This window comes from Streptomyces sp. WMMB 322 (genome assembly GCF_900090145.1).
Classification (GTDB): Bacteria; Actinomycetota; Actinomycetes; order Streptomycetales; family Streptomycetaceae; genus Streptomyces.
The window spans coordinates 208,824-233,777 of record NZ_FMHI01000005.1 but is presented as its reverse complement, the minus strand read 5'-3'; the positions used below and the strand labels follow the sequence as shown (position 1 = coordinate 233,777).

The 24,954-nt window shown below is 70.2% G+C and carries 22 protein-coding genes; 6 read left to right on the top strand and 16 right to left on the bottom strand.

Going from position 1 to position 24,954, the window contains the following annotated elements:
- Window positions 1-6: 6 nt before the first annotated feature.
- The 6 genes from H180DRAFT_RS29070 (at window position 7) to H180DRAFT_RS10885 (ending at window position 8,641) form a co-directional block, all read left to right on the top strand.
- Window positions 7-816: a hypothetical protein gene (locus H180DRAFT_RS29070; protein ID WP_055485819.1), complete on the top strand. Its 810-nt coding sequence runs from the start codon at window positions 7-9 to the stop codon at window positions 814-816.
- Between the two features lie 405 nt (window positions 817-1,221).
- On the top strand, window positions 1,222-2,724 hold the full coding sequence (locus H180DRAFT_RS10905; protein WP_055485818.1) for an aldehyde dehydrogenase family protein: 1,503 nt from the start codon (window positions 1,222-1,224) through the stop codon (window positions 2,722-2,724).
- Window positions 2,725-2,797: 73 nt separating this feature from the next.
- A complete protein-coding gene (locus tag H180DRAFT_RS10900) occupies window positions 2,798-4,369 on the top strand; it encodes a GMC family oxidoreductase (RefSeq protein WP_055485817.1) in 1,572 nt (523 codons plus the stop codon).
- Complete coding sequence (locus H180DRAFT_RS10895; RefSeq protein ID WP_055485816.1) at window positions 4,369-5,490, top strand: quaternary amine ABC transporter ATP-binding protein; 1,122 nt, start codon at window positions 4,369-4,371, stop codon at window positions 5,488-5,490. Before H180DRAFT_RS10900 ends, H180DRAFT_RS10895 begins: the two co-directional genes overlap by 1 nt.
- Window positions 5,491-5,560: 70 nt before the next feature.
- Window positions 5,561-7,606, top strand: a complete 2,046-nt coding sequence (locus tag H180DRAFT_RS10890) for an ABC transporter permease (protein ID WP_055485815.1) — start codon at window positions 5,561-5,563, stop codon at window positions 7,604-7,606.
- A gap of 72 nt (window positions 7,607-7,678) precedes the next feature.
- Window positions 7,679-8,641, top strand: coding sequence for an ABC transporter substrate-binding protein (locus tag H180DRAFT_RS10885; protein ID WP_055485814.1), 963 nt, complete (start codon window positions 7,679-7,681; stop codon window positions 8,639-8,641).
- Between the two features lie 175 nt (window positions 8,642-8,816).
- Here H180DRAFT_RS10885 and H180DRAFT_RS10880 read toward each other — a convergent pair whose 3' ends face one another.
- The 16 genes from H180DRAFT_RS10880 to H180DRAFT_RS10805 all read right to left on the bottom strand — a co-directional run bounded on the left by H180DRAFT_RS10880 (window position 8,817) and on the right by H180DRAFT_RS10805 (window position 24,796).
- The gene (locus H180DRAFT_RS10880; protein WP_055485972.1) at window positions 8,817-9,524 is read right to left on the bottom strand and encodes an isocitrate lyase/PEP mutase family protein; all 708 of its coding nucleotides are present in this window, start codon (window positions 9,522-9,524) and stop codon (window positions 8,817-8,819) included.
- A 68-nt stretch (window positions 9,525-9,592) separates the two neighbouring features.
- Window positions 9,593-10,111 (bottom strand): carboxymuconolactone decarboxylase family protein, encoded by a 519-nt coding sequence (locus tag H180DRAFT_RS10875; RefSeq protein ID WP_055485813.1) that lies wholly within the window; start codon window positions 10,109-10,111, stop codon window positions 9,593-9,595.
- Between the two features lie 151 nt (window positions 10,112-10,262).
- Window positions 10,263-11,693 (bottom strand): metallophosphoesterase, encoded by a 1,431-nt coding sequence (locus H180DRAFT_RS10870; RefSeq protein WP_055485812.1) that lies wholly within the window; start codon window positions 11,691-11,693, stop codon window positions 10,263-10,265.
- 14 nt (window positions 11,694-11,707) lie between these two features.
- Entirely contained in the window at window positions 11,708-12,004 is a 297-nt protein-coding gene (locus tag H180DRAFT_RS10865) for an SCO4848 family membrane protein (protein WP_055485811.1), read from the bottom strand.
- 256 nt (window positions 12,005-12,260) lie between these two features.
- Window positions 12,261-13,004 (bottom strand): hypothetical protein, encoded by a 744-nt coding sequence (locus H180DRAFT_RS10860; RefSeq protein WP_055485810.1) that lies wholly within the window; start codon window positions 13,002-13,004, stop codon window positions 12,261-12,263.
- Between the two features lie 24 nt (window positions 13,005-13,028).
- Window positions 13,029-13,571, bottom strand: a complete 543-nt coding sequence (locus tag H180DRAFT_RS10855; protein ID WP_254665970.1) for a hypothetical protein — start codon at window positions 13,569-13,571, stop codon at window positions 13,029-13,031.
- Window positions 13,568-14,863: an MCE family protein gene (locus H180DRAFT_RS10850; protein WP_055485808.1), complete on the bottom strand. Its 1,296-nt coding sequence runs from the start codon at window positions 14,861-14,863 to the stop codon at window positions 13,568-13,570. Before H180DRAFT_RS10850 ends, H180DRAFT_RS10855 begins: the two co-directional genes overlap by 4 nt.
- Window positions 14,860-16,098, bottom strand: a complete 1,239-nt coding sequence (locus tag H180DRAFT_RS10845; protein WP_254665969.1) for an MCE family protein — start codon at window positions 16,096-16,098, stop codon at window positions 14,860-14,862. The genes H180DRAFT_RS10850 and H180DRAFT_RS10845 overlap by 4 nt, the downstream gene beginning before the upstream one ends.
- Before the next feature lie 92 nt (window positions 16,099-16,190).
- Window positions 16,191-17,354: an MCE family protein gene (locus H180DRAFT_RS10840; RefSeq protein WP_079100007.1), complete on the bottom strand. Its 1,164-nt coding sequence runs from the start codon at window positions 17,352-17,354 to the stop codon at window positions 16,191-16,193.
- Window positions 17,351-18,349: an MCE family protein gene (locus H180DRAFT_RS10835; protein WP_055485806.1), complete on the bottom strand. Its 999-nt coding sequence runs from the start codon at window positions 18,347-18,349 to the stop codon at window positions 17,351-17,353. Before H180DRAFT_RS10835 ends, H180DRAFT_RS10840 begins: the two co-directional genes overlap by 4 nt.
- Window positions 18,346-19,374, bottom strand: a complete 1,029-nt coding sequence (locus H180DRAFT_RS10830) for an MCE family protein (RefSeq protein ID WP_055485805.1) — start codon at window positions 19,372-19,374, stop codon at window positions 18,346-18,348. The genes H180DRAFT_RS10835 and H180DRAFT_RS10830 overlap by 4 nt, the downstream gene beginning before the upstream one ends.
- Window positions 19,371-20,675, bottom strand: coding sequence for an MCE family protein (locus tag H180DRAFT_RS10825; RefSeq protein WP_055485804.1), 1,305 nt, complete (start codon window positions 20,673-20,675; stop codon window positions 19,371-19,373). Before H180DRAFT_RS10825 ends, H180DRAFT_RS10830 begins: the two co-directional genes overlap by 4 nt.
- Window positions 20,676-20,693: 18 nt before the next feature.
- Window positions 20,694-21,524 (bottom strand): MlaE family ABC transporter permease, encoded by an 831-nt coding sequence (locus tag H180DRAFT_RS10820; RefSeq protein ID WP_055485803.1) that lies wholly within the window; start codon window positions 21,522-21,524, stop codon window positions 20,694-20,696.
- A 3-nt stretch (window positions 21,525-21,527) separates the two neighbouring features.
- The gene (locus H180DRAFT_RS10815; RefSeq protein ID WP_055485802.1) at window positions 21,528-22,298 is read right to left on the bottom strand and encodes an MlaE family ABC transporter permease; all 771 of its coding nucleotides are present in this window, start codon (window positions 22,296-22,298) and stop codon (window positions 21,528-21,530) included.
- Window positions 22,295-23,479: an ABC transporter ATP-binding protein gene (locus H180DRAFT_RS10810; RefSeq protein ID WP_079100006.1), complete on the bottom strand. Its 1,185-nt coding sequence runs from the start codon at window positions 23,477-23,479 to the stop codon at window positions 22,295-22,297. Before H180DRAFT_RS10810 ends, H180DRAFT_RS10815 begins: the two co-directional genes overlap by 4 nt.
- 171 nt (window positions 23,480-23,650) lie before the next feature.
- Window positions 23,651-24,796: an RNA polymerase sigma factor gene (locus H180DRAFT_RS10805; protein WP_254665968.1), complete on the bottom strand. Its 1,146-nt coding sequence runs from the start codon at window positions 24,794-24,796 to the stop codon at window positions 23,651-23,653.
- Window positions 24,797-24,954 lie beyond the last annotated feature (158 nt).

The following is a 24,954-nucleotide window of genomic DNA, read 5'->3' as shown; positions in this document are numbered from 1 at the left end:
GACCCGGTGATCCGTTTCGACGCCGACCAGCAGCGCTGGGTGGACCACGAGGCCGAGATCCTGAAGGCGCGGCAGCACACCGAGTCCGCGCGTCAGCAACGGACCGCGGCCAAGGGCGCGTTGGCGGTGCTCGCGGTGTGCGCGCTGGCCTTCGGCGGGTGGGCGCTGGGCTGGAAGGACGAGCCGGCTCCGCCCGACGACCGCTCGCAGGTGGTCGTCCCCGACCCGGACACCACGTCCCGGCCGGGCACGAGTCCGCCGGCGGCGACGGGGGAGGGGTCCGCCGACCCCACCGGCGCGGCCGAGTCGAGCCCGCCGAGCGGGTTCGAGATCGCTGACGACCCTGAGGGGTTCAGCCTCGCCGTCCCGAAGGGCTGGGAGCGGCGTGCCGAGGGCCGGGAAGGCTCCCAGGCCGTCTTCTACGAGGGGCCGGGCCGCTCCAGTCAGCTTCAGGTGTTCTGGGTGGAGGACGCGGATCCGTATGAGTCGCTGGAGCTGGCGGAGGCGAACGCGGAGAAGAACAAGAGCTACGAGCGCGAGTCCCTCGACCGCGTCGACGGCGGCGACGGTCCGGCGGCCCGTCTCGAGTACACCTACGACTCCGATGAGCACGGCGGTACGCGCCGCGTCGTCGACCACCGCTTCGAGGCCCAGGACGGCGAGCTGTACGCGGTCATCGCGTACGGGCCGGACAAGGACGGCGCCTCGGAGGACCAGAAGGAGATGCTCGACACGGCGCTGGCGTTCTTCTGCCCGTCCGGCGTGGACTGCGGCGAGGGCGGGGAGTCCGGGGCCGGCGAGACCGCAGCCCAGTGACGCGGACCGGGCGGCGGCGGCCTTCGTTCACCCTTCGCTGCAGCGCCGTTCCGCCCCCGCAACCGCATGCCCGGCCACACAGGAAACCGGTACCGGCGAGGCCTTGATCGCCGCGGCGGGAACCGTCAATACCGCCTTCCACGGCATGCAAAAGAATCAGCCAGGCCTGCGATCAGAATCGTTATAAAACGCTCTCAGAGGGCGCCAACCGGGACCTTTGTCCGTCACGCGCACACTTCGGCTCGTGAGGAACCCCACTTATCTGCCGCGGACGGACATGCAAACGCCAAGACGGGGCAGGGTTCGCTCTTGCCATGTGACCAGCGCATGGCTTGTTTCACCGCGGTCACGATGTGATTGTTTCGTGACACGATGCGTCATTCAGCTCGGAAGGCAGTACAGAAGGTGTCCGAAATAGAAAGCATTCATATCGACGGCGGCTGGCGTTCCGCGCAGGCCGGCGGAACTCGGGAAATCCTCGACCCCGCTGACGCCACCACGCTCGCCGTCGTGGCGGAGGGCGGCGCTCAGGACACCGACGCCGCCGTCGCCGCCGCCCGCCGCGCCTTCGACGAGGGCGACTGGCCGAGGACACCGGTCGCGGAGCGGGCCGCCCTGCTCCGCCGCGTCGCGGATCTCCTCCAGCGCGACCGTGAGGAGATAGGCCTCACCGAGTCGCGGGATGCGGGCAAGACGTGGGAAGAAGGCCGGGTGGACGTCGACGACGTCACTGCGGCCTTCCGCTATTTCGCCGACCTCGTCACCGGCGAGTCGGCCGGCCGCGTCGTCGACGCGGGCGACCCGGACGTGCACAGCGTCGTCGTGCACGAGCCCGTCGGGGTCTGCGCCATGATCACGCCCTGGAACTACCCGCTGCTCCAGGCCAGTTGGAAGATCGCCCCGGCGCTGGCCGCCGGCAACACCTTCGTGATCAAGCCCAGCGAGATCACCCCCATGACCACCATCCACCTGGTGAGGCTGCTCGCCGAGGCCGGCCTCCCGGCGGGCGTCGCGAACCTGGTCACCGGGCCCGGCGACCCCGTCGGCGCCCGCCTGTCCGAGCACCCCGACGTGGACCTCGTCTCCTTCACCGGCGGTCTCGTCTCCGGGACGAAGGTCGCCCAGGCCGCCGCCCCCGGAGTGAAGAAGGTGGCGCTGGAGCTCGGCGGCAAGAACCCCAACGTTGTCTTCGCCGACGCCTGTGCCACCGACGAGGGTTTCGACACCGCCGTCGATCAGGCCCTCAACGCCGCCTTCATCCACAGCGGCCAGGTCTGCTCCGCCGGTGCCCGCCTCATCATCGAGGAGTCCGTGCGGGAGCGCTTCGTCACCGAGCTCGCCGCCCGCGCCCGGCGCATCCGCCTCGGCCGCGGCACCGAGAAGGGCGTCGAATGCGGGCCGCTGGTCTCGGCGCAGCAGCTGGCCAAGACCGAGGCGTACGTGGCGTCCGCGCTGGACGAGGGTGCCGTGCTGCGCAGCGGCGGCGAGCGGCCCGAACCGTCCGACGTGCGCCCTGCCGACGGCTACTTCTACTCACCGACGATCCTCGACAACTGTCACCGGCGCATGAAGGTGATCCGGGAGGAGACCTTCGGGCCCATCCTCACCGTCGAGACCTTCCGGACCGAGGACGAAGCGGTGGCGCTCGCCAACGACACCGAGTACGGGCTCGCCGGCGGCGTCTTCTCCGCGGACACCGCGCGTGCCCGCCGCGTCGCGGCCCGTCTGCGCCACGGCACCGTGTGGATCAATGACTTCCATCCCTATCTGCCGCAGGCCGAGTGGGGTGGATTCGGCAAGTCGGGCGTGGGCCGTGAGCTGGGTCCGCACGGACTCGCCGAGTACCGCGAGACCAAGCACGTGTACGAGAACCTGCGTCCCCGACCGGTCCGCTGGTTCTCCGGCTGACGGAGCAGCCGCACCGATGCCCGCCCCGTCCTCTCCGTCCTGACGCGTGAACCCCGAGGAGCACAACACGGAAATGTCCAGAGAAGACATATCCACCTACGACTACGTCATAGTCGGCGGCGGTACCGCCGGGTCGGTGATCGCCTCACGGCTCACCGAGGACCCGGACGTCACCGTCGCCCTCATCGAAGGCGGCCCGTCCGACATCGACCGGCCCGAGGTGCTCACACTGCGCCGCTGGCTCGGTCTGCTCGGCGGCGAGCTCGACTACGACTACCCCACCACCGAACAACCCCGAGGGAACTCACACATCCGGCACAGCCGGGCGAAGGTGCTCGGCGGCTGCTCGTCGCACAACACCCTGATCTCCTTCAAGCCGCTGCCGTCCGACTGGGACGAGTGGGAGGCCGGCGGTGCCAGGGGCTGGGGTGCCGCCGCCATGGACCCCTACTTCGCCAAGCTGCGCAACAACGTCGTGCCGGTCGGGGAGCAGGACCGCAACGACATCGCCCGCGACTTCATCGCCGCGGCCAAGGACGCCCTGGACGTCCCGGAGATCGACGGTTTCAACAGGCAGCCGTTCCACGAGGGCGTCGGCTTCTTCGACCTCGCCTACCACCCGGAGACCAACAAGCGCTCCTCGGCGTCCGTCGCCTACCTCCACCCCCACATCGAGGCCGGTGACCGCCCGAACCTCGACATCCTCCTGGAGACCTGGGCGTACCGGCTCCGGCTGGAGGGCAACAGGGCGACCGGCGTGCACGTCCGAGGCAAGGACGGCTCGGAACGGCTGATCTCCGCGGCGGGCGAAGTGCTGGTCTGCGCAGGGGCCGTGGACACCCCGAGGCTGCTGATGCACTCGGGCATCGGTCCGAAAGCGGACCTGGAGGCACTCGGTCTTCCCGTCACGCACGACCTTCCGGGCGTCGGGGAGAACCTGCTCGACCACCCCGAGTCGGTGATCGTCTGGGAGACGGACGGGCCCATCCCCGACAACTCCGCGATGGACTCCGACGCCGGGCTCTTCCTGCGCCGGGACCCGGAGTCGGCCGGACCCGACCTGATGTTCCACTTCTACCAGATCCCCTTCACCGACAATCCCGAGCGGCTGGGCTACGAACGGCCCCCGCACGGCGTGTCGTTGACGCCGAACATCCCCAAGCCGCGCAGCCGCGGGCGCCTTTACCTCACCTCTGCCGACCCCGCCGTCAAGCCGGCCCTGGACTTCCGGTACTTCACGGACGAGGACGACTACGACGGCCGCACACTCGTCGACGGCATCAAGGCAGCCCGGCAGGTCGCGGACACCGAGCCGTTCGCGGGATGGCTCACGCGGGAGGTGTGCCCCGGCCCCGACGTCACCTCCGACGCGGACATCAGCGAATACGCCCGCAGGGTGGCGCACACCGTCTACCACCCCGCCGGCACCTGCCGCATGGGCGCCCACGACGACGCCCTCGCCGTCGTCGACCCCCAGCTGAAGATCCGCGGCCTGGAGGGCATCCGCGTCGCGGACGCCTCCGTCTTCCCCACCATGCCCGCGGTCAACCCGATGATCGGTGTGCTGATGGTCGGGGAGAAGGCCGCTGACCTCATCCGATCCGATCGACCCGCTACGACCAAGGCACCGGGAGGTGTTGCGTGATGTCCGAGACCCATGAGACCCATGAGGCCGCCCCGGCCAGCCCGGTGTTCTCCGTCCGCAATCTGTGGAAGGTGTTCGGACCCAAGGCACATCGGGTGCCCGGCGACAAGGAGCTCGCCGGGCTCTCCGCCGCCGAACTGACCAAGCGCACCGGCTGCACCGCCGCCGTCCGCGACGTCTCGTTCGACGTACGCAAGGGCGAGGTCTTCGTCGTCATGGGCCTCTCCGGTTCCGGCAAGTCGACGCTCGTACGCTGTCTCACCCGCCTCATCGAGCCGACGTCGGGCGTGCTGGAGATGGACGGCGAGGACGTGCGCGCCATGGACAAGCACCGCCTGCGCGAACTGCGCCGCCACCGCACCGCCATGGTCTTCCAGAACTTCGGCCTGCTGCCGCACCGCACGGTGACCGACAACGTCGCCTACGGCCTGGAGATCCAGGGAATGTCCAAGCAGCAGCGCCGCGCCAAGGGCCTGGAGATGGTCGAGAAGGTCGGCCTCACGGGCCTCGGCGACCGCCGCCCCGTACAGCTCTCCGGTGGTCAGCAGCAGCGCGTCGGGCTGGCCCGCGCCCTCGCCGTCGACCCCGAAGTGCTGCTGTTCGACGAGCCGTTCAGCGCTCTCGACCCGCTGATCCGCCGGGACATGCAGGAGGAGGTCATCCGGCTGCACCGCGAGGAGGGCCGGACGATGGTCTTCATCACGCACGACCTGTCCGAGGCGCTGCGCCTGGGCGACCGGATTCTGCTGATGCGCGACGGCGAGATCGTGCAGCTCGGCACCCCCGAGGAGATCGTCGCCAACCCCGCGGACGACTACGTCCGCGACTTCGTCCGCGACGTCCCCCGCGAACAGGTCATATCCGTGCGCCGTGCCATGCGTCCCGCCGAGAAGGCCGAGGCCGACCGCGGCGCGGACGTCTCGCCGGACACGCTGGTCTCCGATGCGATCGAGGCCGTCGCCCGCAGCGGCGAGAACCTCCGCGTCGTGGACGGCGGACGGACCATAGGCGTCATCGACCACGCCTGCCTGCTCAACGTCGTCGCGGGTCTCGACGGCGGCGACACCGACCAGAACGGCAAGGGCGACCCGGGCAGGGACAAGGAGGTGGCCGCCGTATGAGCACCCGCTTCGCAGCGCCCGCCGCACGGCAGGGACGCCCCGCGGACGAGAGCGGGACGGTGAGGCCGGCGTGAGCACTCCCACCATTCCGGAGCAGGGCGAACAGCGGGCAACCGGCATCCCCTCGCAGGAGCAGCCGGAAAAGCGGCCGGAGCAGCAGCAGACCCCGGGCGCCCTCAAGGCACTCGCCGGCAACCCGAAGCTGCTCGTGCTGCTTCTCGCGGTGCTGGTCGTCGTCATCAGCGCGGCGGTCGGCGGCTCGGGCATCTGGCCCGCGAGCTGGACCGTCGACATCAAGTCGCCCCTGGACGACCTCGACAACTGGCTCGTGGACAACCGCGAGACGAGCCCGATCTTCCTCTACTTCCTGCTGCACATCAGCAACGGCGCCGAGAGCTCCGTGGACGCCATCGTCAGCCTGTTCGACGCGATGGGCTGGGTGGGCGTCACCGTCGTCGGCACGCTCGTCGGCTGGGCGGCTGGAGGCTCCGACCTCTCCCGCCGCGCGCTGCGCACGGGCGTCACCACGCTCGGCGTCTTCGTCGCCTGCGGCGTGCTGAACATGTGGCAGGCCACGATGGAGACGCTGGCCCTGATGACGGTCGCCGTCTTCGCCGCCGCCCTGCTCGGATTCCTACTGGGGCTCGGAGCCGGACTCTCGGACCGCATCGAGAGGATGCTGCGCCCGGTCTTCGACACGATGCAGGTCATGCCGGCGTTCGCGTATCTCCTGCCGCTGCTGCTGATGTTCGGTGTCGGTGTTCCCTCCGCGCTCATCGCGACCGTCATCTACGCGGCTCCGCCGATGGCCCGCCTCACCTCGCTCGGGCTGCGCAGCGCCGACCCCGCGGCGCTGGAGGCCTCCGCGTCCCTGGGGTCGAGCTCCTGGCAGCGGCTGTGGACGGCGCGGCTGCCGCTGGCACGGAAGCAGATGATGCTCGGCCTCAACCAGGCGATCATGATGTGCCTGTCGATGGTCGTCCTCGCCTCCCTCATCGGTTCGGAGGGTCTGGGCGACGAGATCTACCAGGCACTCGGCAGCCTCGACGTCGGGACGGCGCTCACCGCGGGCATCGCCGTCGTGCTGATCGCCGTGCTGCTGGACCGCACGACCGCCGCTGCGGGCGAGCGGCTGGACGCCACCGTGACCGTCGGCGCGACAAAGCTCATGAGGCGCGTGCGAACGGCCGTGTGGGGACTGGTCGTCCTCCTGATCGGCGTGTTCTCCGCCATCGGCGCCTCCCTGGGCGAGCGCGAGTGGCCGGACGCGTGGACGGTTGATGTGACCCGTCCTCTGCAGGGGGCCGTGGACTGGCTCACCGGCGCGATCGGGCACGGCGTCCCGCTGCTGGGCGGAACGGAGGTGTGGGCCAAGGGCTTCACGGTCTATGTGCTCAACCCGCTGCGCACGGGCCTGGAGACCACCCCGTGGTGGGCGCTGGTGCTTCTGGTCGCGGCCATCGGCTGGATCGTCGGCACCTGGCGGGCCTCGCTGACCGGCGCCATCTGCCTCGGTCTGGTCGGCGTGATGGGCCTGTGGGACAAGTCGATGGACACCTTCTCCCAGGTCATCGCGGGTCTTGTGGTGACCATGCTCCTCGGGATCGTGCTCGGTGTCCTCACGGCGCGGGTACAGCGCGTCGAACGGATGTTGCGTCCCGTGCTCGACACGATGCAGACGATGCCGCAGTTCGTGTATCTGATCCCGGTGATCGCGCTCGTCGGCCTCAGCCGCAGCGCCGGAATCATCGCGGCCGTCATCTACGCGTGCCCGGCCGTCATCCGCATCACCGCCCAGGGTCTTCGCTACGTCGACCCCGCGGCGATGGAGGCGTCCCGCTCGCTCGGTGCGACGAGCAGGCAGCAGCTCTTCGGCGTCCAGCTGCCGCTGGCCCGCAAGTCGCTGCTGGTCGGCGTCAACCAGGGTGTCGTGCTGGTGCTTTCGATGGTCGTCATCGCCGGCCTCATCGGCGGCGGCGCCCTCGGCTACGACGTCGTGCAGGGGCTGTCCAAGGGCAACCTCGCCCAGGGTCTGCCCGCGGGTATCGCCATCGTCTGCCTCGGCATCATGCTCGACCGGATCTCCCAGCCTGCGGGGGAGCGGCGCAGTGAGTGACGGGCATCCCCAGAAACGCACCCCCCACCCGACGGAACCCTCTACCCCGAGAAGAGAAATCAGGTCACGCACATGAAGAACAAGCAGATACGCAACACGGTCGTCGCCGGAATCAGCATCCTCGGCGCGCTGACCCTCACCGCCGGCTGCGGCAAGGCAGATACGAGCGGTGGGGGAGGCAAGGACGACAAGGTCGTCCTCGCCGAACCGTCATGGGTCGGTGCGCAGGCGAACGCCGCGGTCGTGAAGAAGCTCTTGGAGGACGAACTCGACGTCAAGGTCGAGGCCAAGCAGATGGATGAGCCCGTCGCCTTCGACGCTCTCGACAGCGGCAAGGCCTCCGCGATCCTCGAGGACTGGCACGGCGTACCGAAGAAGGAAAAGAAGTACGTCGAGGAGAAGAAGACCGTCGTCTCCGGCGGCGACCTCGGCGTCGTCGGGCACATCGGCTGGTTCGTGCCGAAGTACTACGCGGACAAGCACCCCGACATCAAGGAATGGAAGAACCTCAACAAGTACGCCGAGGACTTCCGCACGTCCGAGAGCGGCGACAAGGGTCACTTCATCGGTGCCGCCCCGTCGTACTCCCAGCACGACAAGGAACTGATCAAGAACCTCAAGCTCGACTTCAAGCACATCCCCAGCGGTGCCGAAGCGGCGCAGCTGAAGGAGATCCAGCGGCTCTACGACGCCAAGAAGCCGTTCCTCACCTACTGGTGGGAGCCGCAGTGGATGAACAACAAGATCGACATGGTCGAGGTCGAACTTCCCAAGCACACGCCGGGCTGTGAGGAGCCGGCGGCGAAGGCCAAGTGCGGCTACGAGACCAACCAGCTCGAGAAGTTCCTCAACGCGGACTTCGCCAAGAGCAACAGCCCCGCCGCGCAGTTCATCAAGAACTTCAAGTGGACGACCAAGGACCAGAACGAGGTCGCGGGTGACATCGCCGGCAAGAAGATGAAGCCGGAGGACGCGGCCGAGAAGTGGATCAAGGCCAACAAGGCCACCTGGCAGAAGTGGATTCCGAAGAAGTGACGTTGCCGCGTCACCGCTGAGGGACACACTCCGGCGACGGGCCGGGACACCGCTCACGGTGTCCCGGCCCGCTCGCGTTCCTGCCGGCTGACTGCTGCCCGCCGTCCGGCAGCCGCCGGGCAGCGGGACTGTCACCGCACGGCGGACATCCGGCGGCGTCCGCTCCGGCCAGTCGTCACGCCTCGCGCAGACTCCCGGCCAGTTCCCGCACCGCCGCTCTCGCCAGGTGCGCGAGCCCGCCTCCGAAGGTGATGCGGGAGGCGCCCGCCGCGCCGAGTTCGCGCGGCGACGGGCCGCCGCCCACCGGGGCCCACGCATTGAGCGGAACCTTCAACTCCGCTGCCAGCACGCCGAGGTCGCCGAGCGGCGCCTTGATCGGGTACACGCACTCGGCGCCCGCCTCCACATACAGCCGACCGCGCTCAACGGCTTCGGCCAACGGGTCGGCGGAACCCCGCAGATAGGTGTCGATGCGGGCGTTGACCAGCAGCCGCCCGCCCGCGGCCCGGTGCACCTGGGCAAGGAAGTCGGCCTGCCGCTGCGGCTCGACCAGTTGCCCGCCCTCCGAGTCCTCCAGGTTGCAGCCGACGGCGCCGCTCTCCAGCAGCCGTTCGACGATCCGCTCCGGCGGCAGCCCGTAGCCTCTCTCGATGTCCGCGGTGATCGGCACGTCCACCGCTCGTACGATCCTGGTGATCGCGGCGAACATCTCGTCGGCCGGGGTGTCGCCGTCCGCGTGGCCCAGCGACGCCGAAACCCCTTGACTGGGCGTGGCGAGCGCCTCGAATCCCGCCTCCGCGAAGATGCGTGCGCTCGCCGCGTCCCACGGGCCGGGCAGCACGAGGGGGTCGCCCGGTGAGCGGCCGTGGTGCAGCGACCGCAGCCGCGCGACGCCGGTGTCCCCCGTCTTCCCCTCCGCGGGCCCCTGTGCGTTCCGGCCCGTGTCGGCACTCACTGTTCGCTCCGCTCCGCCGCGAGCCCGGCGGGGACCGCGCGGGTCGCCACCTGGAAGCGGTTCCAGGCGTTGATGGCCACGATCTGGGCGATGAGACGGGCGAGTTCGGCCTCGTCGAAGTGCCGTGCGGCCCGCTCGTACACCTCGTCGGGCACGGAACCGCCCGCCAGGTCGGTCATCGCCTCGGTCAGCGCGAGCGCCGCCCGCTCCCGCTCCGAGTAGACGCCCTGTTCGCCGGCCTCCTCCCACGCCGGGAGCAGATCCAGGCGCAGCTGTCTCTCGCCGGCCTCGCGGGCGTGCGTGAGATGCATGTCCAGACAGAAGGCGCACTTGTTCAGCTGGGAGGCGCGGATCTTGACCAGGGCGGCCACGACCGGGTCCAGACCGTCGGACGCGGCCGACTGGAAGGCGGACATGGTCCGGTAGATGTCGGGGGCGACCCGGAAGAGCTCCATCCTGGAGCGGGGGGCCGAAGTCCGCGCACCGTCCGTGTGCGCATGTGCCGTCGTCGTCATGCCGCCGACTCTACGGGCGGGCACCGACACCCATCTCCGGGATTTTCACGGCCCGGAAGCCACTCGGTGCCGCGTGAGCGGCGGGGGGTGCCGGACGGGACGGGAACCCGGCACCGCCGGACCGGACCGGGCCGGCGCCGGCCCGGTCCGCTCATGCCGACTTCGAGGCCAGCCGGACGAGAGTGACGTCGGGATCGGCGCCCACCCGCACCGGCGGGCCCCAGGCGCCGGCGCCGCGCGTGACGTACAGCTGTGTGTCGCCGTACCGCTCCAGTCCCGCCACCGTCGGGTTGGCGAGCGCCACCGCCAGGTGGAAGGGGAACATCTGCCCGCCGTGGGTGTGCCCCGACAGCTGGAGGTCCACGCCGTACTCGACCGATTCGTGGATCTGCACGGGCTGGTGCGCAAGCAGCACCGAGGCGCGTGCGGTGTCGCGGTCGCCGAGCGCCTTCTCGAAGTCCGGCCCCTCGCCGCTGTCTTCGCCGCGTACGTCGTTGACCCCCGCCAGATCGAAGCCGGGCAGCTCCACCCGCGCGTTCTCCAGCGGGTGCACGCCCAGCTCGCGCAGGTGGTCCACCCACGCCCGGGCGTCGCCGAAGTACTCGTGATTCCCGGTGACGAAGAACGTGCCCTGCCGCGAGCGCAGTTGACGCAACGGTGCGGCGGCGGGCCCGAGGTTCTCCACGGTCCCGTCGACGAGGTCGCCGACGATCGCGACCAGATCGGGCTGTGCGCTGTTGATCGTGCGGACGATGCGCTCGGCGTGGGAGCGCCCCAGAACCGTACCGAGATGGATGTCGCTGACGACGGCGATGCGGTAACCGTGCGCGGAGCGCGGCAACTTGGCGAGCGGCACGGTGACGCGCTTGAGCGTGGGCCCGTCGAGCAGGTTCCAGGCGCCCGCGCCGAAGGTTCCGGCCGCGGCGAGCGTCGCACCCGCGGCGACCGTACGGGCCACGAACAGTCTCCGTGAGGTCGTCCGCGGGCCCCCGGCACTCCCGCCCGCGGCACTCCCGGAGCCGTCGGTGGTTCCGGAGCCGTCGGTGGTTCCGGGACCACCTGCCCTGCCGGGATCTCCGGGCTGCGGGGGCGTGCCGGCCCCCGCCGTCCCCTTCGCGTCAGCCGCTTCCGCGTCCGCCGCGCCGGTGACCATCACCGCCGCCGTACTGTCCGGACTGCCGTCCCGCGCACCCCGGTCCTCCCCGGGGGACGCCTGCGGCGTCGCTCCACGCTCCGTGCCGGAAGCACCCGCGGCCGCCGCGCGGCGCTCCAGCACACTGCGGAGCAGCGGCCGCACGGCCTCCCCGACGGCGAGGGCCATCAGCAGATACAGCAGCAGCGCCAGCCACAGGTAGCCGGGCCACGCCAGCAACCGCTGCAGTGCGAAGGGCGCTTCGCTGCGCCCCACGAAGACGTTGGTGACCACCAGTACCGGCAGCAGGAACGCGAGGAACGTTCCCGTACGACGCCACACGCTTCCGGGGCGCGCCACGTCGCGCACGAGCCGGCGCCACAGGTACCAGTGGGCGAGCCCGATCAGAGCGATCACCGTCGCTGCGATGAGCAGGAAGACCACGGTCACAGTCCGTCATCCCCTCATTCGCCGGGTCTTGCCCGCAGGGCGCGCAGCCCGCGCAGACCGAGGACGCCGATCGCCGTGCCCAGCAGGAAGGACACGATCGCCAGCAGCAGATGAACCCAGAAGTACCCCGTCGGTTCGCCGGCGCCGTCGAAGGCCAGCCCGCTGCTGTCCTTCCAGAGGTTCTTCACGAAGGTGACCCAGACGATCCAGGACCACACCCCGAAGGCCAGCAGGAACCAGGACACGCGGCGGCTGAGTACGAGGGGACGCGTGGAGGGCGGCGAGGAGCGTGTGTCCGCGGACTGACTCATGGGGTCAAGTATGTCTGCCGGTCCGGACAAGCAGTCCGGGAGGGGCCGCCTTCCCCTGCGCACCGCCCGCCCGCCCCGGGGAAAGAGGGGAGCCCGAGGAACGACTGCCGCCGGCCCCGCATGCCGGAGGCGGTGCGGTGCGGTGCGGTGGTGTGCGGTGGTGCGGTTCCGCCGGAGGAGGCGGGGCCCGGGCCCTCCGGTCTGGGGGTGTCCGGCCGGACACCGCCCAAGCCCGGGGCCCGTCAGACTCGCTCGCTCAGAGTGCGTCCACCGCGCTCACCTTCCAGGTCCCCGCCGTGGGCACCATCGTCAACCGGACCCGGTTGAGGTCCACTCGGGGGCTCTTGGCCTGGGTGTTCTTGGTCACCTGGTTCATGAAGAGCAGGACGACGACCCGGTCCGGTGAGGCCGAGACCACCGAGGCGGCCGGGGTGCCGCCCGAGCCGGGTTCGGCGACCGTGGCGGTGACCTCGCCCTTGTACTTCTTCGCGGTGGGGCCCACCACCTTCTCGGTCGTCTTCGCGTACTCCTTGCGGAAGCCGCCTGTGAGATGGGTGCGGGCCTTCGCGAAGTCCCGGTCCAGATGCCGGTAGCGGTAGCTGAGGATGTCCGGGGCGGCCTTGCGGGCGGCGGCCAGGGCCTGCGTCCGTGCTTCCCGCGCACCCTCGCCGGAATGCTGCAGCAGGCCGAGCACCGCCGCCGAGACGAGGCCCACGACCACGAGCGCGGCGAGCAGGGCCACGCGCGTGCCGCGCCCGCGCCGCGCCCGCCCCTCCGCGCGCTCCGGGGCCTTCCGCGCCTGCCGCACCTTCGGTGAGGGCTTCGTGAGCGGCACCTGCACGCGCGGCGCGTTCGCCCCGGCGTCGACGGCGGGCGGCTCGTCGCTCTCCTCGGTCCGCGCACGTTCGGCGCGCTTGGCCGCCGCGCGGGCGGCGGCCGCGACAGCGCGGTTGCGGCTCGCGCCGGACCCGTTGGGGGTACGGACGGATGACTTCGCCATTGGTCCTCCTCTCCTTTCTGCCCGTCAGGACACGAACTCGACGTCCGAGGTGAGCCAGCGTCCGCCCTCTTGCACGAGGTCGAGCTGCAAGCGGTAGTTGCGCGTCTCCCCCTTGGGCGTGGAGACGTTCTTCACCGTGCTGTCGGCGACGACCAGCACCCGCGCCGACTTCTCGTCGGCCCGGACGACTCCCGCCTCCAGGACCTGCCCCTTGGAGACCGACCTGTTCTGGGTGACGAGTTCCGTCAGCTCTTCCGTCTGCGCGGAGAACTGCTTCTTGAACCGGCCGGTTGCGCCCTGCAGGACGTTCCTGCTGTCCGCCTTGTAGGTCTTGTAGTGCAGCGATGTGAAGTTCACCGCTGTCTGCCGTGCGGCGGACAGGACGTCCTGCCGGCGCTGTTCCTCCTGGTGCTGCCCGTAGAGCTGGTAGCCGAAGTAGCCGGACAGCGTGAGCAGCGCGGCCGCCGCGGCCACGAGCGCTGCGGTGACCGCCCGCCCGGTGCCGTCCAGGCGCCTGTCCAGACGGGCGGCCATGCGGCCGGCCGCGAAGGTCATGCCATGGGTCATGCCATGGGTCCAACGAGCAGCCATTGCCAGGAGTCCTTTCCGAACATGCTCTGTCCCCCGCCCGAGGTGCCGATCCGAACGGTCCGTCCGTCCGGTCCGCGGACCGCTCCGGTCTCCGGGTCGTAGGGGCTGACCTGCGCCGCGGTCCGGTCTGCCGTACCTCCGCCGGTGCCGCCCGCCCCGGAGGGCCGGGGCGAGTTCTGCGCACCCCGGACGTTGGTGCCGCTGCCGCGCGGCGCCGTGCAGCGGGCGTCGGTGTTCGCGGGCCGCTCGCTGGTGTCCGAGGGGTCACGTCGCTCCGTGCCCTCGTAGCCCTGCCGGCACGCCGGCGGGTCGTCGGCGTTGACGACCAGTCCGAAGTGCGTGGTGCCGTCGCCGGGAACGACGGTCTTGCTCCCCGCGACGGTGAGCGGGAACGCGACGAGCAACTGCTCCATCCCCGGCAGCCGGGCCGAGGTGATCTGGCCGCCGCTGATGAGATTGCCGAACAGCAGTGGCAGCGCCGACTCGTTGGCCCTGATCAGGGAATCGATCTGCGGTGCGGCCGTCCGGCCGTTCTTCAGCAGTTTCCGGAAGTCCCCGTCCCCGGACTTGACTTCGCCGCTCAGGAGCGCCAGGTCGCGGGAGAAGGATTTGATGGCCGACCCCTTGTCCACCTGCGTCTTGAGTACCGTCTCGGAGTTCTCGATCAGCGAGACCGTCTGCGGCAGTGACGCTGTCGCGGCCTTGATCAGCTTGTCGCCGGAGTCGATCGTCCGCCCCAGGTGCGGTCCCGTTCCGGCGAAGGCCTTGCCCAGCTCGTCGACCGTGACGCGCAGGTCCTTCTTGCCGACGGAGTTGGTGAGACGGTCCAGGCTGCGGATCATTTCCGTCGTGGGGAGCGGCACCCGCGTGTCCCGGCGGGCGATGGTGCTGCCGTCCTTCAGATAGGGACCGGCTGCGGTGCGGGGCTGGAGGTCGACATGCTGCTCGCCGACCGCGGAGCGGCTGGCCACCACGGCGAGGGAGTCGGACGGGATGCGCGGGCCGTCATCGAGTCGCATCTCGACCGCGACACCGTCCGGTCCGGACAGCTTCAGTGCTCCCACGCGGCCCACGGGCACCCCGCGGTAGGTGACCTCTGCGCCCTTGAAGATCCCGCCCGAGTCGGCGAACCGGGCCCGCACGGTGTAGCCCCGGTCCATGAGGCGGTCGGCCAGTCCGGCGTACTCGGCTCCGACGTAGGAGACGCCGGCGACGGTGATGGTGGCGAACGCGACGAGCTGGGCCGTGACGGTACGGGTGAGCTTCACGGGTACATCCCCCCTGTCATGAGCCGGACGAGGGACGCGGAGACCCCGTTCCCGTAGCGGGGCTGCCCGTCGCCGTCCCGGTAGGAGATGGCGTCGCCGGTGCACAGCGGCGGGCACAGGCCGCCGCCACCGCCGCCGCTCCCGCCGCCGTCTCCGCCGCTCCCGCCTCCGGGCAGGTCCGGCGCGTCGGGCACATCGGGCACGTCCGGCACGTCGGGTGTACCCGGGAGGTCCGGGGTGTCCGGCAGCTTCGGGCTTCCGGGGCGGCGCTTGCCCGGCTTCTTCTTGTCGGTGAGATTGCCGTAGACGCTGTCGAAGTCGAGGTCGGCCGTCATCTTCATGTTGACGTAGTCGCCCTTGACCGCGTCCGCCGCGTTGCGCGGGAAGGGGTAAGTGGTCAGCAGCTCCAAGGAGTTGGGCAGGTCGCTGCCGGCCTTGTTCAACTGCCGGAGAATCGGCGCCAGATGCCGCAGGTTCGCGACCGTGTCGTCGCGGGACGCCTTGACGACCCGGCTACCGGTCTTCCCCAGCTTCGACATGGAGGTCAGCATCTTCGTGAGCTTGCGCCGCTCGTCGGCCAGTACCTTCAGGGCCGGCGGAAGGGTGTCCACCGCGGTGCCGACCGTCCTGCGCTCCCGCTTCATCCGCGCGGAGAGCCTGTCGATCCCCTTCAGGGCACGCACGATCTCGTCGCGCTGCTTGTCGAGGCCGCCGACGAACTTGTCGAGCTGCTTGAGGAGGGACCTGACGCGGTCCTCCCGGCCGCCGAGGGCGTGGTTCAGCTCCGTGGTGATGATCTTCAACTGGGCCACTCCGCCGCCGTTCAGCAGTGCCGAGAGGGCGGAGAGCACCTCTTCGATCTCGGCGCCGGAGCCACTTCGGGACAGCGGGATCACCGCTCCGTCCCGGAGCCTGCCGTGCGGCTGTTTCACGCCTGCGGGCCCGGCCAGCGCCACGTACTTCTCGCCGAGGATGCTCGTCTGGCGCACCGAGGCGACGGCGTTGCCCGGCAGCCTCACGTGGCCGGCCACCCGCAGCCGGGCCCGTGCGTGCCAGCCCTCCAGCTCGATCTTCTCCACGGCGCCGACCGTGACGTTGTTGACCTTCACGGTGGACTGCGGCACGAGATCGAGCACGTCCCGGAACTCGACGGTGACGCGGTAGGCGTCGTCGTCGGTACCGGCGCCGCCGGGCAGCGGCACGTCGTAGAGCCCGCTGAACGTGCAACCCGACATCAGCGATCCGGTGAGACCCCAGACGGCGGCCCTCCTGACGGCTCTGTGCGCTGCGCTCCGCGGCGCACCGTGCCCTGTGCTGTTCACGGCGTTCATGCGCGGCCCTCCAGGATTCCGCCGAGGGACCGGTCCATACGGGGCTTGTCCACCTTCGGGGCACCGGCCGCCGGCAGCTCGGGAAGCGAGTCGAACAGGTCCTTGAGATCCCCGCAGTCGGTCTTCGGGTCGGCCGTCTTCAGCAGGGAGCACAGCACGGCGTCCGGATCCTGGGCCTGTTCGGCGTTGTTCCGGGTGTCGAGCGTGCCCGAGGACGGGTTGTACGCCTCCTTCAGGTTGGACAGTGCGGTGGGGGAGGCGTCCATCAGCTCCTCAAGGGCGCTGCGCTGCTTGACCAGTACCCGGGTCACCTTGCTCAGGCCCCGTACGTTGGAGGTGAGCGACTTCTTGTTCTCCTTGATGAAGTCGGCCACGTCCCGCAGCGCGATCGCGAGGTACCGCACGGCAGCGACCAGGTCCTTCCGCTCCCCGGCGAGCGTCTTCGACGCCTTGGCCAGGCTGTCGTTGAAGGACCGTACGCTGTCGTCGTCCGCTGCGAGGGCGGCCGTGAAGACCTGAAGGTTCCGGATCGAGCCGAACATGTCGTCCCGCCCGTCGGAGAGTGTCGTCAGGGCCTTCGACAGGTCGTGGACCGTGCGGTTGACCTGCTTGCCCTGCCCGTCCAGGTTGTCGGCGCCGACGCCCAGGAGCCGGGAGAGCGAGCCGTCCTTGCCGGCTCCCCTGGGGCCCAGCGCCTCGGACGTCATGTGGAGGCTTTTGTAGACGCGGTCCAGCTCCACCGGCTCGGCGGTGCGGTTGCGGGGGATGACCGCGCCGTCGGGCATCTCCGGGCCCTTGCGGTAGACGGGCAGGAGCTGCACGTAACGGTCGCTGACGACCGAGGAGTTGATGATCGCCGCCTCGGCGTCGGCGGGGATCCTGCGGTCGGCCGGAAACTCCAGGCGCACGCGCACGCGCTCGCCCTGCGGGGTCACGTCTTTGACCTCGCCCACCTTGACGCCCAGTATCCGCACGTCGGACCCGGGGTAGATGCCGACGGTGCGGCTGAAGTAGGCGGTGACGTTCTTGGGTTCGCTCCGGGGCCAGGCCACGATCACCGCCGCGGCCACCACCGCCAGCGCCACGACGAGCGCGAGGGCGGAGCGCGGGTTGGCGCGCACGCGGCGCAGTGAGCCGAGCGCGGCAGGCAGCGGCTTCATCGTGATCCTCCCGGCTTCACGTCGGGGCCGCCGCGGGGTTTCCCGGGCACCGCGACCAGGTTGTGCACGTACGAGTCGAACCAGGGCCCGTTCCCGAGGGTGTTGGCGAAGACGCGTGAGTAGGGGCCGAGCAGTGCGGCGCTGCGGTCGAGGCTCTTCTGATTGCGTTCGAGCATCCGCACCACGGTGTTCAGGCGGGAGAGCGCGGGGCCGATCTGCTCGCGGTTGTCCTTCACCAGGCCGGAGAGCTGGACGCTCATCCGCACCGCGTTCTTCAGCAGCGAGTGGATGACCTTCCGCCGGGCGTTGATCTCCTTGAACAACTTGTCGCCGTCCTCGACGAGTTCGGTGAAGTCCCCCGACCGCTTGGCCAGGACGCCGCTGACGCCCTTGGCGTGCCGGAGCAGTTCACGCAGCTTCTCGTCGCGGGAGGAGACCGTCCGCGACAGCTTCGACAGGCCCTTGACGGAGGCCCGGACCTCCTCCGGGGAGTCCTTGAAGGTGGCGGAGAGCGTGTCCATGGACTTCGCCAGCCGCTTCTTGTCGACCTTCTCCGTCGTGGTCGTCAGATCGCTGAACGCCTCCACCACGTCGTAGGCGGGGGTGGTGCGGGAACGCGGGATCGTGCTGCCCTCCGGCAACTGCCCCCGGCCGTCCGGTTCGAGCGCGAGGTACTTCGCGCCGAGGATCGTCTTGACGCGGATGGCGGCACCGGTGCGCGTGCCCAGCGCGGGGTCGCCCCTGAGACGGAAGGACACCCGGACGTGGTCGTCGTCGAGCGCCACCTCGTCGACCTTGCCGACCTTCACCCCCGCGATGCGGACCTCGTCGCCCGCCTTGAGGCCGCCCGCCTCGGAGAAGGAGGCGCTGTAGTGGTCGCCGTTTCCGATCAGGGGCAGGTCGTCGATGTTGAACGCGGCCGCGGTGAGCAGCGCGAGGGTGGTGAGGCCCGCGATTCCGGTCTTCACCGGACTGCGGTCACGGAAGGGGGTCATCCGCCGCACCTCCCCTGGGCGACGTGGTACTCGGGAGTGACCACCTTGGCGGTGCCCGGCAGCACGACCTTGCCGTCGAAGTCGCACATGTAGAAGTTGAACCAGGAGCCGTACGTGGCGGTGCCGGTCAGCTTGTTGAGCTTGCCGGGCAGCCGCCGGATCACGCCCTCGACGGTCTTCTCGTGCCCGTTCAGCGTCCTGGACAGCTTCGACAGCTCCCCGATGTCCGTCTTCAGCGCGGGCCTGCCGTCCTCCAGCAGACCGGCGGTGGCACCGGTCAGGTCGTTGATGCCGGCCAGGGAGTCGCCGATCGGCTTGCGGTCGGCGGAGAGCCCGGAGATGAGCCGCCGCAGCTGTGTGAGCAGGGAGGAGAAGCGGGCGCTGCGCTTGTCCAGCGTGGCCAGCACGGTGTTGAGGTTCGTGATGACGGAGCCGATCAGCTTGTCGCGCTGGGCGAGCGTCGTCGTCAGCGAGGCGGTGTGTGCGAGCAGGCTGCCCACGGTGCCGCCCTCGCCCTGCAGCGTCTTGATGATTTCCGTTGCGAGCTGGTTGACGTCGCGCGGACTCAGCGCCGCGAAGAGCGGTTTGAAGCCGTTCAGGAGCACGTTGAGGTCGAGCGCGGGCTGCGTCCGGGAGAGCGGAATGTGCCCGCCGTCCGGCAGCCGCGATCCGTTCCCCGCGCCTTCGGTGAGGGCGATGTACCGCTGGCCGACCAGGCTCCGGTAGCGGACGGTGGCACCGGTGCTGCGCAGCAGCGGACGCGTGCCGGTGACGGTGAACTCGACCTCTGCCAGCTTGCGGCGCGTGACCCGGATGTCCTCGACCTCGCCCACCCGCACCCCGGCCACGCGGATGTCGTCGCCCTCCTCCAGGCTCGTGACGTCGCTGAAGGTGGCCGTGTAGGTCTTCTCGGGCTCGAAGTTGAAGTTGACGATGGTCGCCGCGAGCAGCGCCGTCGCCGCCACCGTCACCACGGCGAAGACGCCGAACTTGGTCAGGGGCCCGGTGATCGTGCGTGCGCTCATGCGACGTTCACCTTCGTTCCCCGCGCCATCGGGCCGAAGAGGAGCGTGGCCACCGGCGGCACCTCGTCGGCGGACTCACCCATGACCGGTGCCACGAGCGGGCCGATGACCCGCTGTTCGGCGGCGGTCCCCGACACGGGGCCGGGGCCGCCCGCGGAGGCGGCACTCGACCGATCGCCCGAAGTCCCGTCCGCGAACGGGTAGTCGGGCGCCGGCACCGGCGGGTTCGGAAGCTCCGCGCAGAAGGGACCGGCATTCGCCTCGTTGCGGGGCTCCTCGCCGGGCTCGTAGCCGGGGCGCGGCCGTACGAACTCGAGCGTGATCCGCATCTTGCCGCCCCTGAACGCCGCGTCGGAGCGCCTGCTCTGGTCCACCAGGCCGTTCAGAAGACACGGGTACTCGGGGGAGTACTCGTCCAGGAGGGCCAGCGTGGGACGGGAGACCCGCCCCAGGGTGATGAGACGGTCCCCGTTCGTGCCGAGGAAGCCCTCGAGGGTGTCGGACGCGGTGGTGGTGCCGGTCAGGAACGCCCGCAGGGTCTGTTTCTTCTCCACCACCGTCCGGCTGGTGGTGATGGTGTTGCGCAGTACCCGCAGCAGGTCGGGCGCGGCGTCGGCGTAGATCTCGGTCGTGTCGGCGAGGCGGGAGATGTTCCGCTGAAGCGCCGGCATGTGCGGGTTGAGCTTGCGCAAGTAGGCCTCCAGCCTGGTGAAGTTGGAGCCGAGCTTCTCTCCCCGCCCCTCCAGCGCCGTGGCGAAGGCGGAGAGCGTGGCGTTGAGGTCACCGGGACGCACGGCCCGCAGGAGCGGAAGGAGGTCGTCCATCAGTTTCTGGAGCTCCATGCCGGCCCTGGTGCGGTCCTGGGTGATGACGTCGCCGTCCTCGATGTGCCGCTGCGAGGAGCCGGCCGTGGTGACCAGGTCGACGTACTTCTCTCCGAAGAGCGTCTTGGGCAGCAGCCGGGCGTGCACGTCCGAGGGGATGTGCCTGGTCTGAGCGGGCTGCAGGGCGATGTCCAGCGTCGCCTTCTTCCCGTCGGCCCGTACGTCGCGGACCTCGCCGACGATCAGGCCGCGCAGTTTGACGTCCGCGCGCCGCTGCAGTTGGTTGCCGAGGGTGTCGGCCTCCAGCGTGATCCGGACGACCGGCGTGAACACCTGCTGGTAGACGGCGACGGTCAGCGACAGCAGCAGGGCGATGACAGTGAGGAAGACGACCCCGTACAGCCGCAGCCGGGCGGCGGTCGAGAGCGGTCCGCGTATCGTGGCGGCAGGCAGTTGTCCGCGTATCGCGGCGGGCATCGGCACCTTCATCGACGGCTACCCCGCAATCCGTACGGTCGTGCTGGCGCCCCAGATCGCCAGGCTGAGGAAGAAGTCGATGACGTTGATGGCGACGATGGAGGTGCGCACTCCCCGGCCGACGGCCACACCGACTCCGGCCGGACCGCCCTTGGCGTGGTAGCCGTAGTAGCAGTGGACCAGGATGATCACGACGGCGAAGACGATCACTTTCCCGAAGGACCAGAGCACGTCGACCGGCGACAGGTACTGCTGGAAGTAGTGGTCGTAAGTGCCCGCGGACTGCCCGAAGTAGAGGGTGGTGATGGTCCGGGAGGCGAAGTAGGAGGAAAGCAGCCCGAGCACGTACAGCGGGATCACCGCCAGGAACCCGGCGATCATCCGCGTCGTCGCCAGGAACGGCAGAGACGGGACGGCCATCACTTCCAGGGCGTCGACTTCCTCGTTGATCCGCATCGCACCGAGCTGCGCGGTGAAGCCGGCGCCCACCGTCGCGGACAGCGCCAGGCCGGAGACGAGTGGAGCGATCTCGCGGGTGTTGAAGTAGGCGGAGAGGAAGGCCACGAAGTTGGAGGTGCCGAGCTGGTTGAGCGCGGTGTACCCCTGCAGGCCCACCTCGGTACCGGTGAAGAACGTCAGGAACGCGATCACGCCGACCGTTCCGCCGACGACCGCCAGCGCCCCGCGGCCGAAGCTCACCTCGGCCAGCAGCCGCAGCACCTCCTTGCGGTAGCGGCGCACGGTCCGGTGGCTCCAGGCAAGCGAACGCCCGTAGAAGACCAGTTGGGTGCCCAGCTCCTCGAGGGAGCGCAGTGGCCGGGCGAGAAGAGTCCTGTCCGACAGCGCCATGCCCTACCCCCTCTGCGGAACGATCTGGAAGTAGACGGCGGTCATCACGAAGTTCGTGACGAACAGCAGCATGAAAGTGATCACCACCGACTGATTCACGGCGTCACCGACGCCCTTGGGCCCGCCCTTGGCGTTGAGCCCCTTGTACGAGGCGACGACGGCGGCGATCGCTCCGAACACCAGCGCCTTGATCTCGCCCGCCCACAGGTCGGGGAGCTGCGCGAGCGTGGTGAAGGAGGCGAGGTACGCGCCCGGAGTGCCGTCCTGGAGGATGACGTTGAAGAAGTAGCCCCCGGCCACACCGACCACCGAGACGAGCCCGTTGAGCAGGGCTGCGACCACCATCGCCGCCAGCATCCGCGGAACGACGAGCCGGTGCACCGGATCGATGCCCAGCACCTCCAGGGCGTCGATCTCGTCCCGGATCTTCCGGGACCCGAAGTCCGCGCAGATGGCGGTGCCTCCGGCTCCGGCGATCAGCAGGGCGGTGACGATCGGGGACGCCTCCCGCAGCACTGCCAGCACGGACGCGGCGCCCGCGAACGACTCGGCGCCCAACTGCCGCGTCAGGCTTCCGATCTGCAGCGCGATCACGGCGCCGAAGGGGATCGAGACGAGCGCTGTCGGCAGGATCGTGACGCTGGCGATGAACCAGGCCTGCTGGATGAACTCCCGCAGCTGGAAGGGGCGTCGGGGCAGGGCGCGCAGAGTGTCCAGGGCAAGGGCGAACAGGTCGCCCGAGTGCCTGGCCGCTGTGGTGGGGGAGATCTTCATGTGGCCCCGTCCGCCTTCCGTCCCGCGTCCCGGGCGGCCTTCCGGGCGGCTCTCCAGCGCGAGAACAGGCGGGGTCCGCGGTCCTGCTCCCCTTCCGGCTCCCCGGCGGGCTCCGTCGCGGTCTGCCGTGCCGGTTCCAAGGCGGCCTGCGCCCGCGGCCCCGCGCCGGTCCCACGAGCAGTGCCGGGCACACGGTCCTCTTCGCTCTTGCGGCGCTTGCCGGCCCCGGGGCCCACCCAGGCCGCACGGGCTCTCTCGAGTTCCGCGATCGTCTCCCACCGCCGCGGCCGTTCGATGCCCGCACTGGGCAGCAGCCGGGGTACGGAGGCCGCGGCGAGCGCGGCTCCCCTGTCGGGGGGCGGGCCGCCCCCGTTCCCGGCTTTCAGCTCGGCCAGTTCCTGCTCGACCTGTGCGGCGTCCTTCTCCTCCGCCATCCCGATCGGGCCCTGCATCCGGCCGCCCAGGAACTGGCCGACCACGGGTTCGTCGCTGTGCAGCAGCAGTGCACGGGGGCCGAACATCACCAGCTCGCGCCGGAAGAGCAGGCCGATGTTGTCCGGCACCTGACGGGCGGAGGCGATGTCGTGGGTGACGATCAGGAACGTGGCGTCGATCTGCGCGTTGAGGTCCACGATCAGCTGGTTGAGGTAGGCGACGCGCACCGGGTCGAGGCCCGAGTCGGGCTCGTCGAAGAGGATGATCTCCGGATCGAGCACCAACGCCCGTGCCAGCCCGGCCCGTTTGCGCATGCCGCCGGATATCTCACCCGGAAGCTTGTCCTCGTCACCGATCAGACCGACGAGGTCCATCTTCTCGGACACGATCTTCTTGATCTCGCTCTCCGGCTTGCGGGTGTGCTCCCGCAGCGGGAATGCGATGTTGTCGTAGAGGTTCATCGAGCCGAAGAGCGCACCGTCCTGGAAGAGGACGCCGAAGAGTTTTCGCACCTCGTACAGGTCGTTCCGGCTCAGCTGCGTGATGTCCTGGCCCGCGACGTGGATCGAACCCCGGTCGGGCCGGAGCAGCCCCACGAGAGTCTTGAGGAAGACGGACTTGCCCGTGCCCGACGGGCCGAGCATGACCGATATCTCCCCGGCGGGCAGCGTCAGCGAGACGTCCTGCCAGATGACCTGCGTGCCGAAAGACTTGGTCAGCCCTGACACACTGATCTCGACGCCCATCCAGCCCACCTTTCAGCCCGTAGACCAACCGTCCTGCCACGTGTTCTACGGCGGGGGGTACGTCGTCCGTCGCGGGCGGCGGAAAAAATTTCCGGACAGTGCGGGGGATATCCGGGCCGGCCGGTGTGCACCGGGGCGTGCGGGCCCCGGTCAGGGCGTGAGCAGGGGCGGCTACGGGAGGTCGTCGGGCGATGTCCCGAGGAGGGGCTCGGACGTGGCGGAGGGCCCGATGGGAGTGCGCACCGAGGACTTGTCCGGCGCCGCCGGCCTCGGTACGTCCGCACCCGGCGACGGAACCGCGGAGGAGGGACGGGGCACCGGCGGTCCGGCGGGGGCCGTCAGCTCCGGTGCGTCCGTGTGCTGCGCCACCGTCGACGGGATGGATGCGACCCGCCCCGGCAGCCGGGCGTGCGGGATGCCGGGCCGGACCGAGACGTCCGTGACGTGCGAGGCGGGCAACGTGTCCGTGCGCAGCACGCCGACGGGCCCGGGGAGCGCGAACACCGCCACCGGCAGTCCCGTGTCCGCCGCCGTCCGCCCGGCACCCGCTCCGCTCCCGCGGCTTCCGGCCGGCTTCATGGCGGCGGCGGACGCTCCCGGCCCGCCGGGCCCTGCCGCGGGCCCCCCGGGGCGGGTGGTCGCGGGCCGTGGCCCGTCGGCCCCGGGCCCGGCACCACCGGGCAGGAGGAGTCCGAGAACCGCCAGCGTCGCAGCGGTGGACGCGACGCCTGTGGCCACCGCGCCGCCGCCGGTACGGGCCCAGCCCGTAACCCAGTGCCAGGTCCCGAAAGCGAGCGCGCCGGCGAGCAGCCGGCGCAGCGTCCGCCGGCCGCGGGCGAGCAGTGACTCGACCGTGCGGTAGCTCAGTCCCATCTCCTCGGCCACCTGCGCGACGTCCAGGTTCGCGGACTTCAGCCACAGTGCGTGTGCCTGCCGCGGGGGAAGCTCGCTGCTGCGCTGCGCCAGCCAGTCCGCCTCCAGGCGGTCGCAGACGACTTCCTCCACCGAGGAGTGGGAGGACGCGGCGGGGGAGAGGCCCTGCACGTCCGTCTCGCGGCTCATCTGCCGGTGCCGGTCCACGCACAGCCGGATGGTGACCGTCGTGAGCCACGCGCCCACCCGGCTCTCGTCGAGGTCCGGCTTCTCCCATGCCCGCACCATCGCCTCGTGCACGGCGTCCTCGGCGTCCTCGACGCCCAGGGAGCGGCGGCGGGCCACCTTGAGCAGCTGCTCACGATGGCTCCAGATGCACTGCCAGCGTCTGTCGGAACCGTCGACCGAGCCTTTGCACGACCCGGTTTCCCTCTCCATCGTCATCTGAGTCCCTGCGCCATCGGGTCGGGTACGTGTGCGGGAGGTGGGGCGCACGACCATACCCCTCAGTAGCTTTTGTGGGGAGGGGTGTGAGCTGCTGTCTTTGCCGGGTGCGTACGGCGATGGCCCCGCGCGAGGGCGGCCCGGGCGGGGCGCCCGCC

Bases quoted from the DNA above. Each gene is read 5' to 3' on its own strand.
- H180DRAFT_RS10900 (WP_055485817.1), top strand. From the start codon at position 2,798: ATGTCCAGAGAAGACATATCCACCTACGACTACGTCATAGTCGGCGGC.
- H180DRAFT_RS10895 (WP_055485816.1), top strand. From the start codon at position 4,369: ATGTCCGAGACCCATGAGACCCATGAGGCCGCCCCGGCCAGCCCGGTG.
- H180DRAFT_RS10885 (WP_055485814.1), top strand. From the start codon at position 7,679: ATGAAGAACAAGCAGATACGCAACACGGTCGTCGCCGGAATCAGCATC.
- H180DRAFT_RS10875 (WP_055485813.1), bottom strand. From the start codon at position 10,111: ATGACGACGACGGCACATGCGCACACGGACGGTGCGCGGACTTCGGCC.
- H180DRAFT_RS10865 (WP_055485811.1), bottom strand. From the start codon at position 12,004: ATGAGTCAGTCCGCGGACACACGCTCCTCGCCGCCCTCCACGCGTCCC.
- H180DRAFT_RS10860 (WP_055485810.1), bottom strand. From the start codon at position 13,004: ATGGCGAAGTCATCCGTCCGTACCCCCAACGGGTCCGGCGCGAGCCGC.
- H180DRAFT_RS10855 (WP_254665970.1), bottom strand. From the start codon at position 13,571: ATGACCCATGGCATGACCTTCGCGGCCGGCCGCATGGCCGCCCGTCTG.
- H180DRAFT_RS10845 (WP_254665969.1), bottom strand. From the start codon at position 16,098: ATGTCGGGTTGCACGTTCAGCGGGCTCTACGACGTGCCGCTGCCCGGC.
- H180DRAFT_RS10840 (WP_079100007.1), bottom strand. From the start codon at position 17,354: ATGAAGCCGCTGCCTGCCGCGCTCGGCTCACTGCGCCGCGTGCGCGCC.
- H180DRAFT_RS10835 (WP_055485806.1), bottom strand. From the start codon at position 18,349: ATGACCCCCTTCCGTGACCGCAGTCCGGTGAAGACCGGAATCGCGGGC.
- H180DRAFT_RS10830 (WP_055485805.1), bottom strand. From the start codon at position 19,374: ATGAGCGCACGCACGATCACCGGGCCCCTGACCAAGTTCGGCGTCTTC.
- H180DRAFT_RS10825 (WP_055485804.1), bottom strand. From the start codon at position 20,675: ATGCCCGCCGCGATACGCGGACAACTGCCTGCCGCCACGATACGCGGA.
- H180DRAFT_RS10820 (WP_055485803.1), bottom strand. From the start codon at position 21,524: ATGGCGCTGTCGGACAGGACTCTTCTCGCCCGGCCACTGCGCTCCCTC.
- H180DRAFT_RS10815 (WP_055485802.1), bottom strand. From the start codon at position 22,298: ATGAAGATCTCCCCCACCACAGCGGCCAGGCACTCGGGCGACCTGTTC.
- H180DRAFT_RS10810 (WP_079100006.1), bottom strand. From the start codon at position 23,479: ATGGGCGTCGAGATCAGTGTGTCAGGGCTGACCAAGTCTTTCGGCACG.
- H180DRAFT_RS10805 (WP_254665968.1), bottom strand. From the start codon at position 24,796: ATGACGATGGAGAGGGAAACCGGGTCGTGCAAAGGCTCGGTCGACGGT.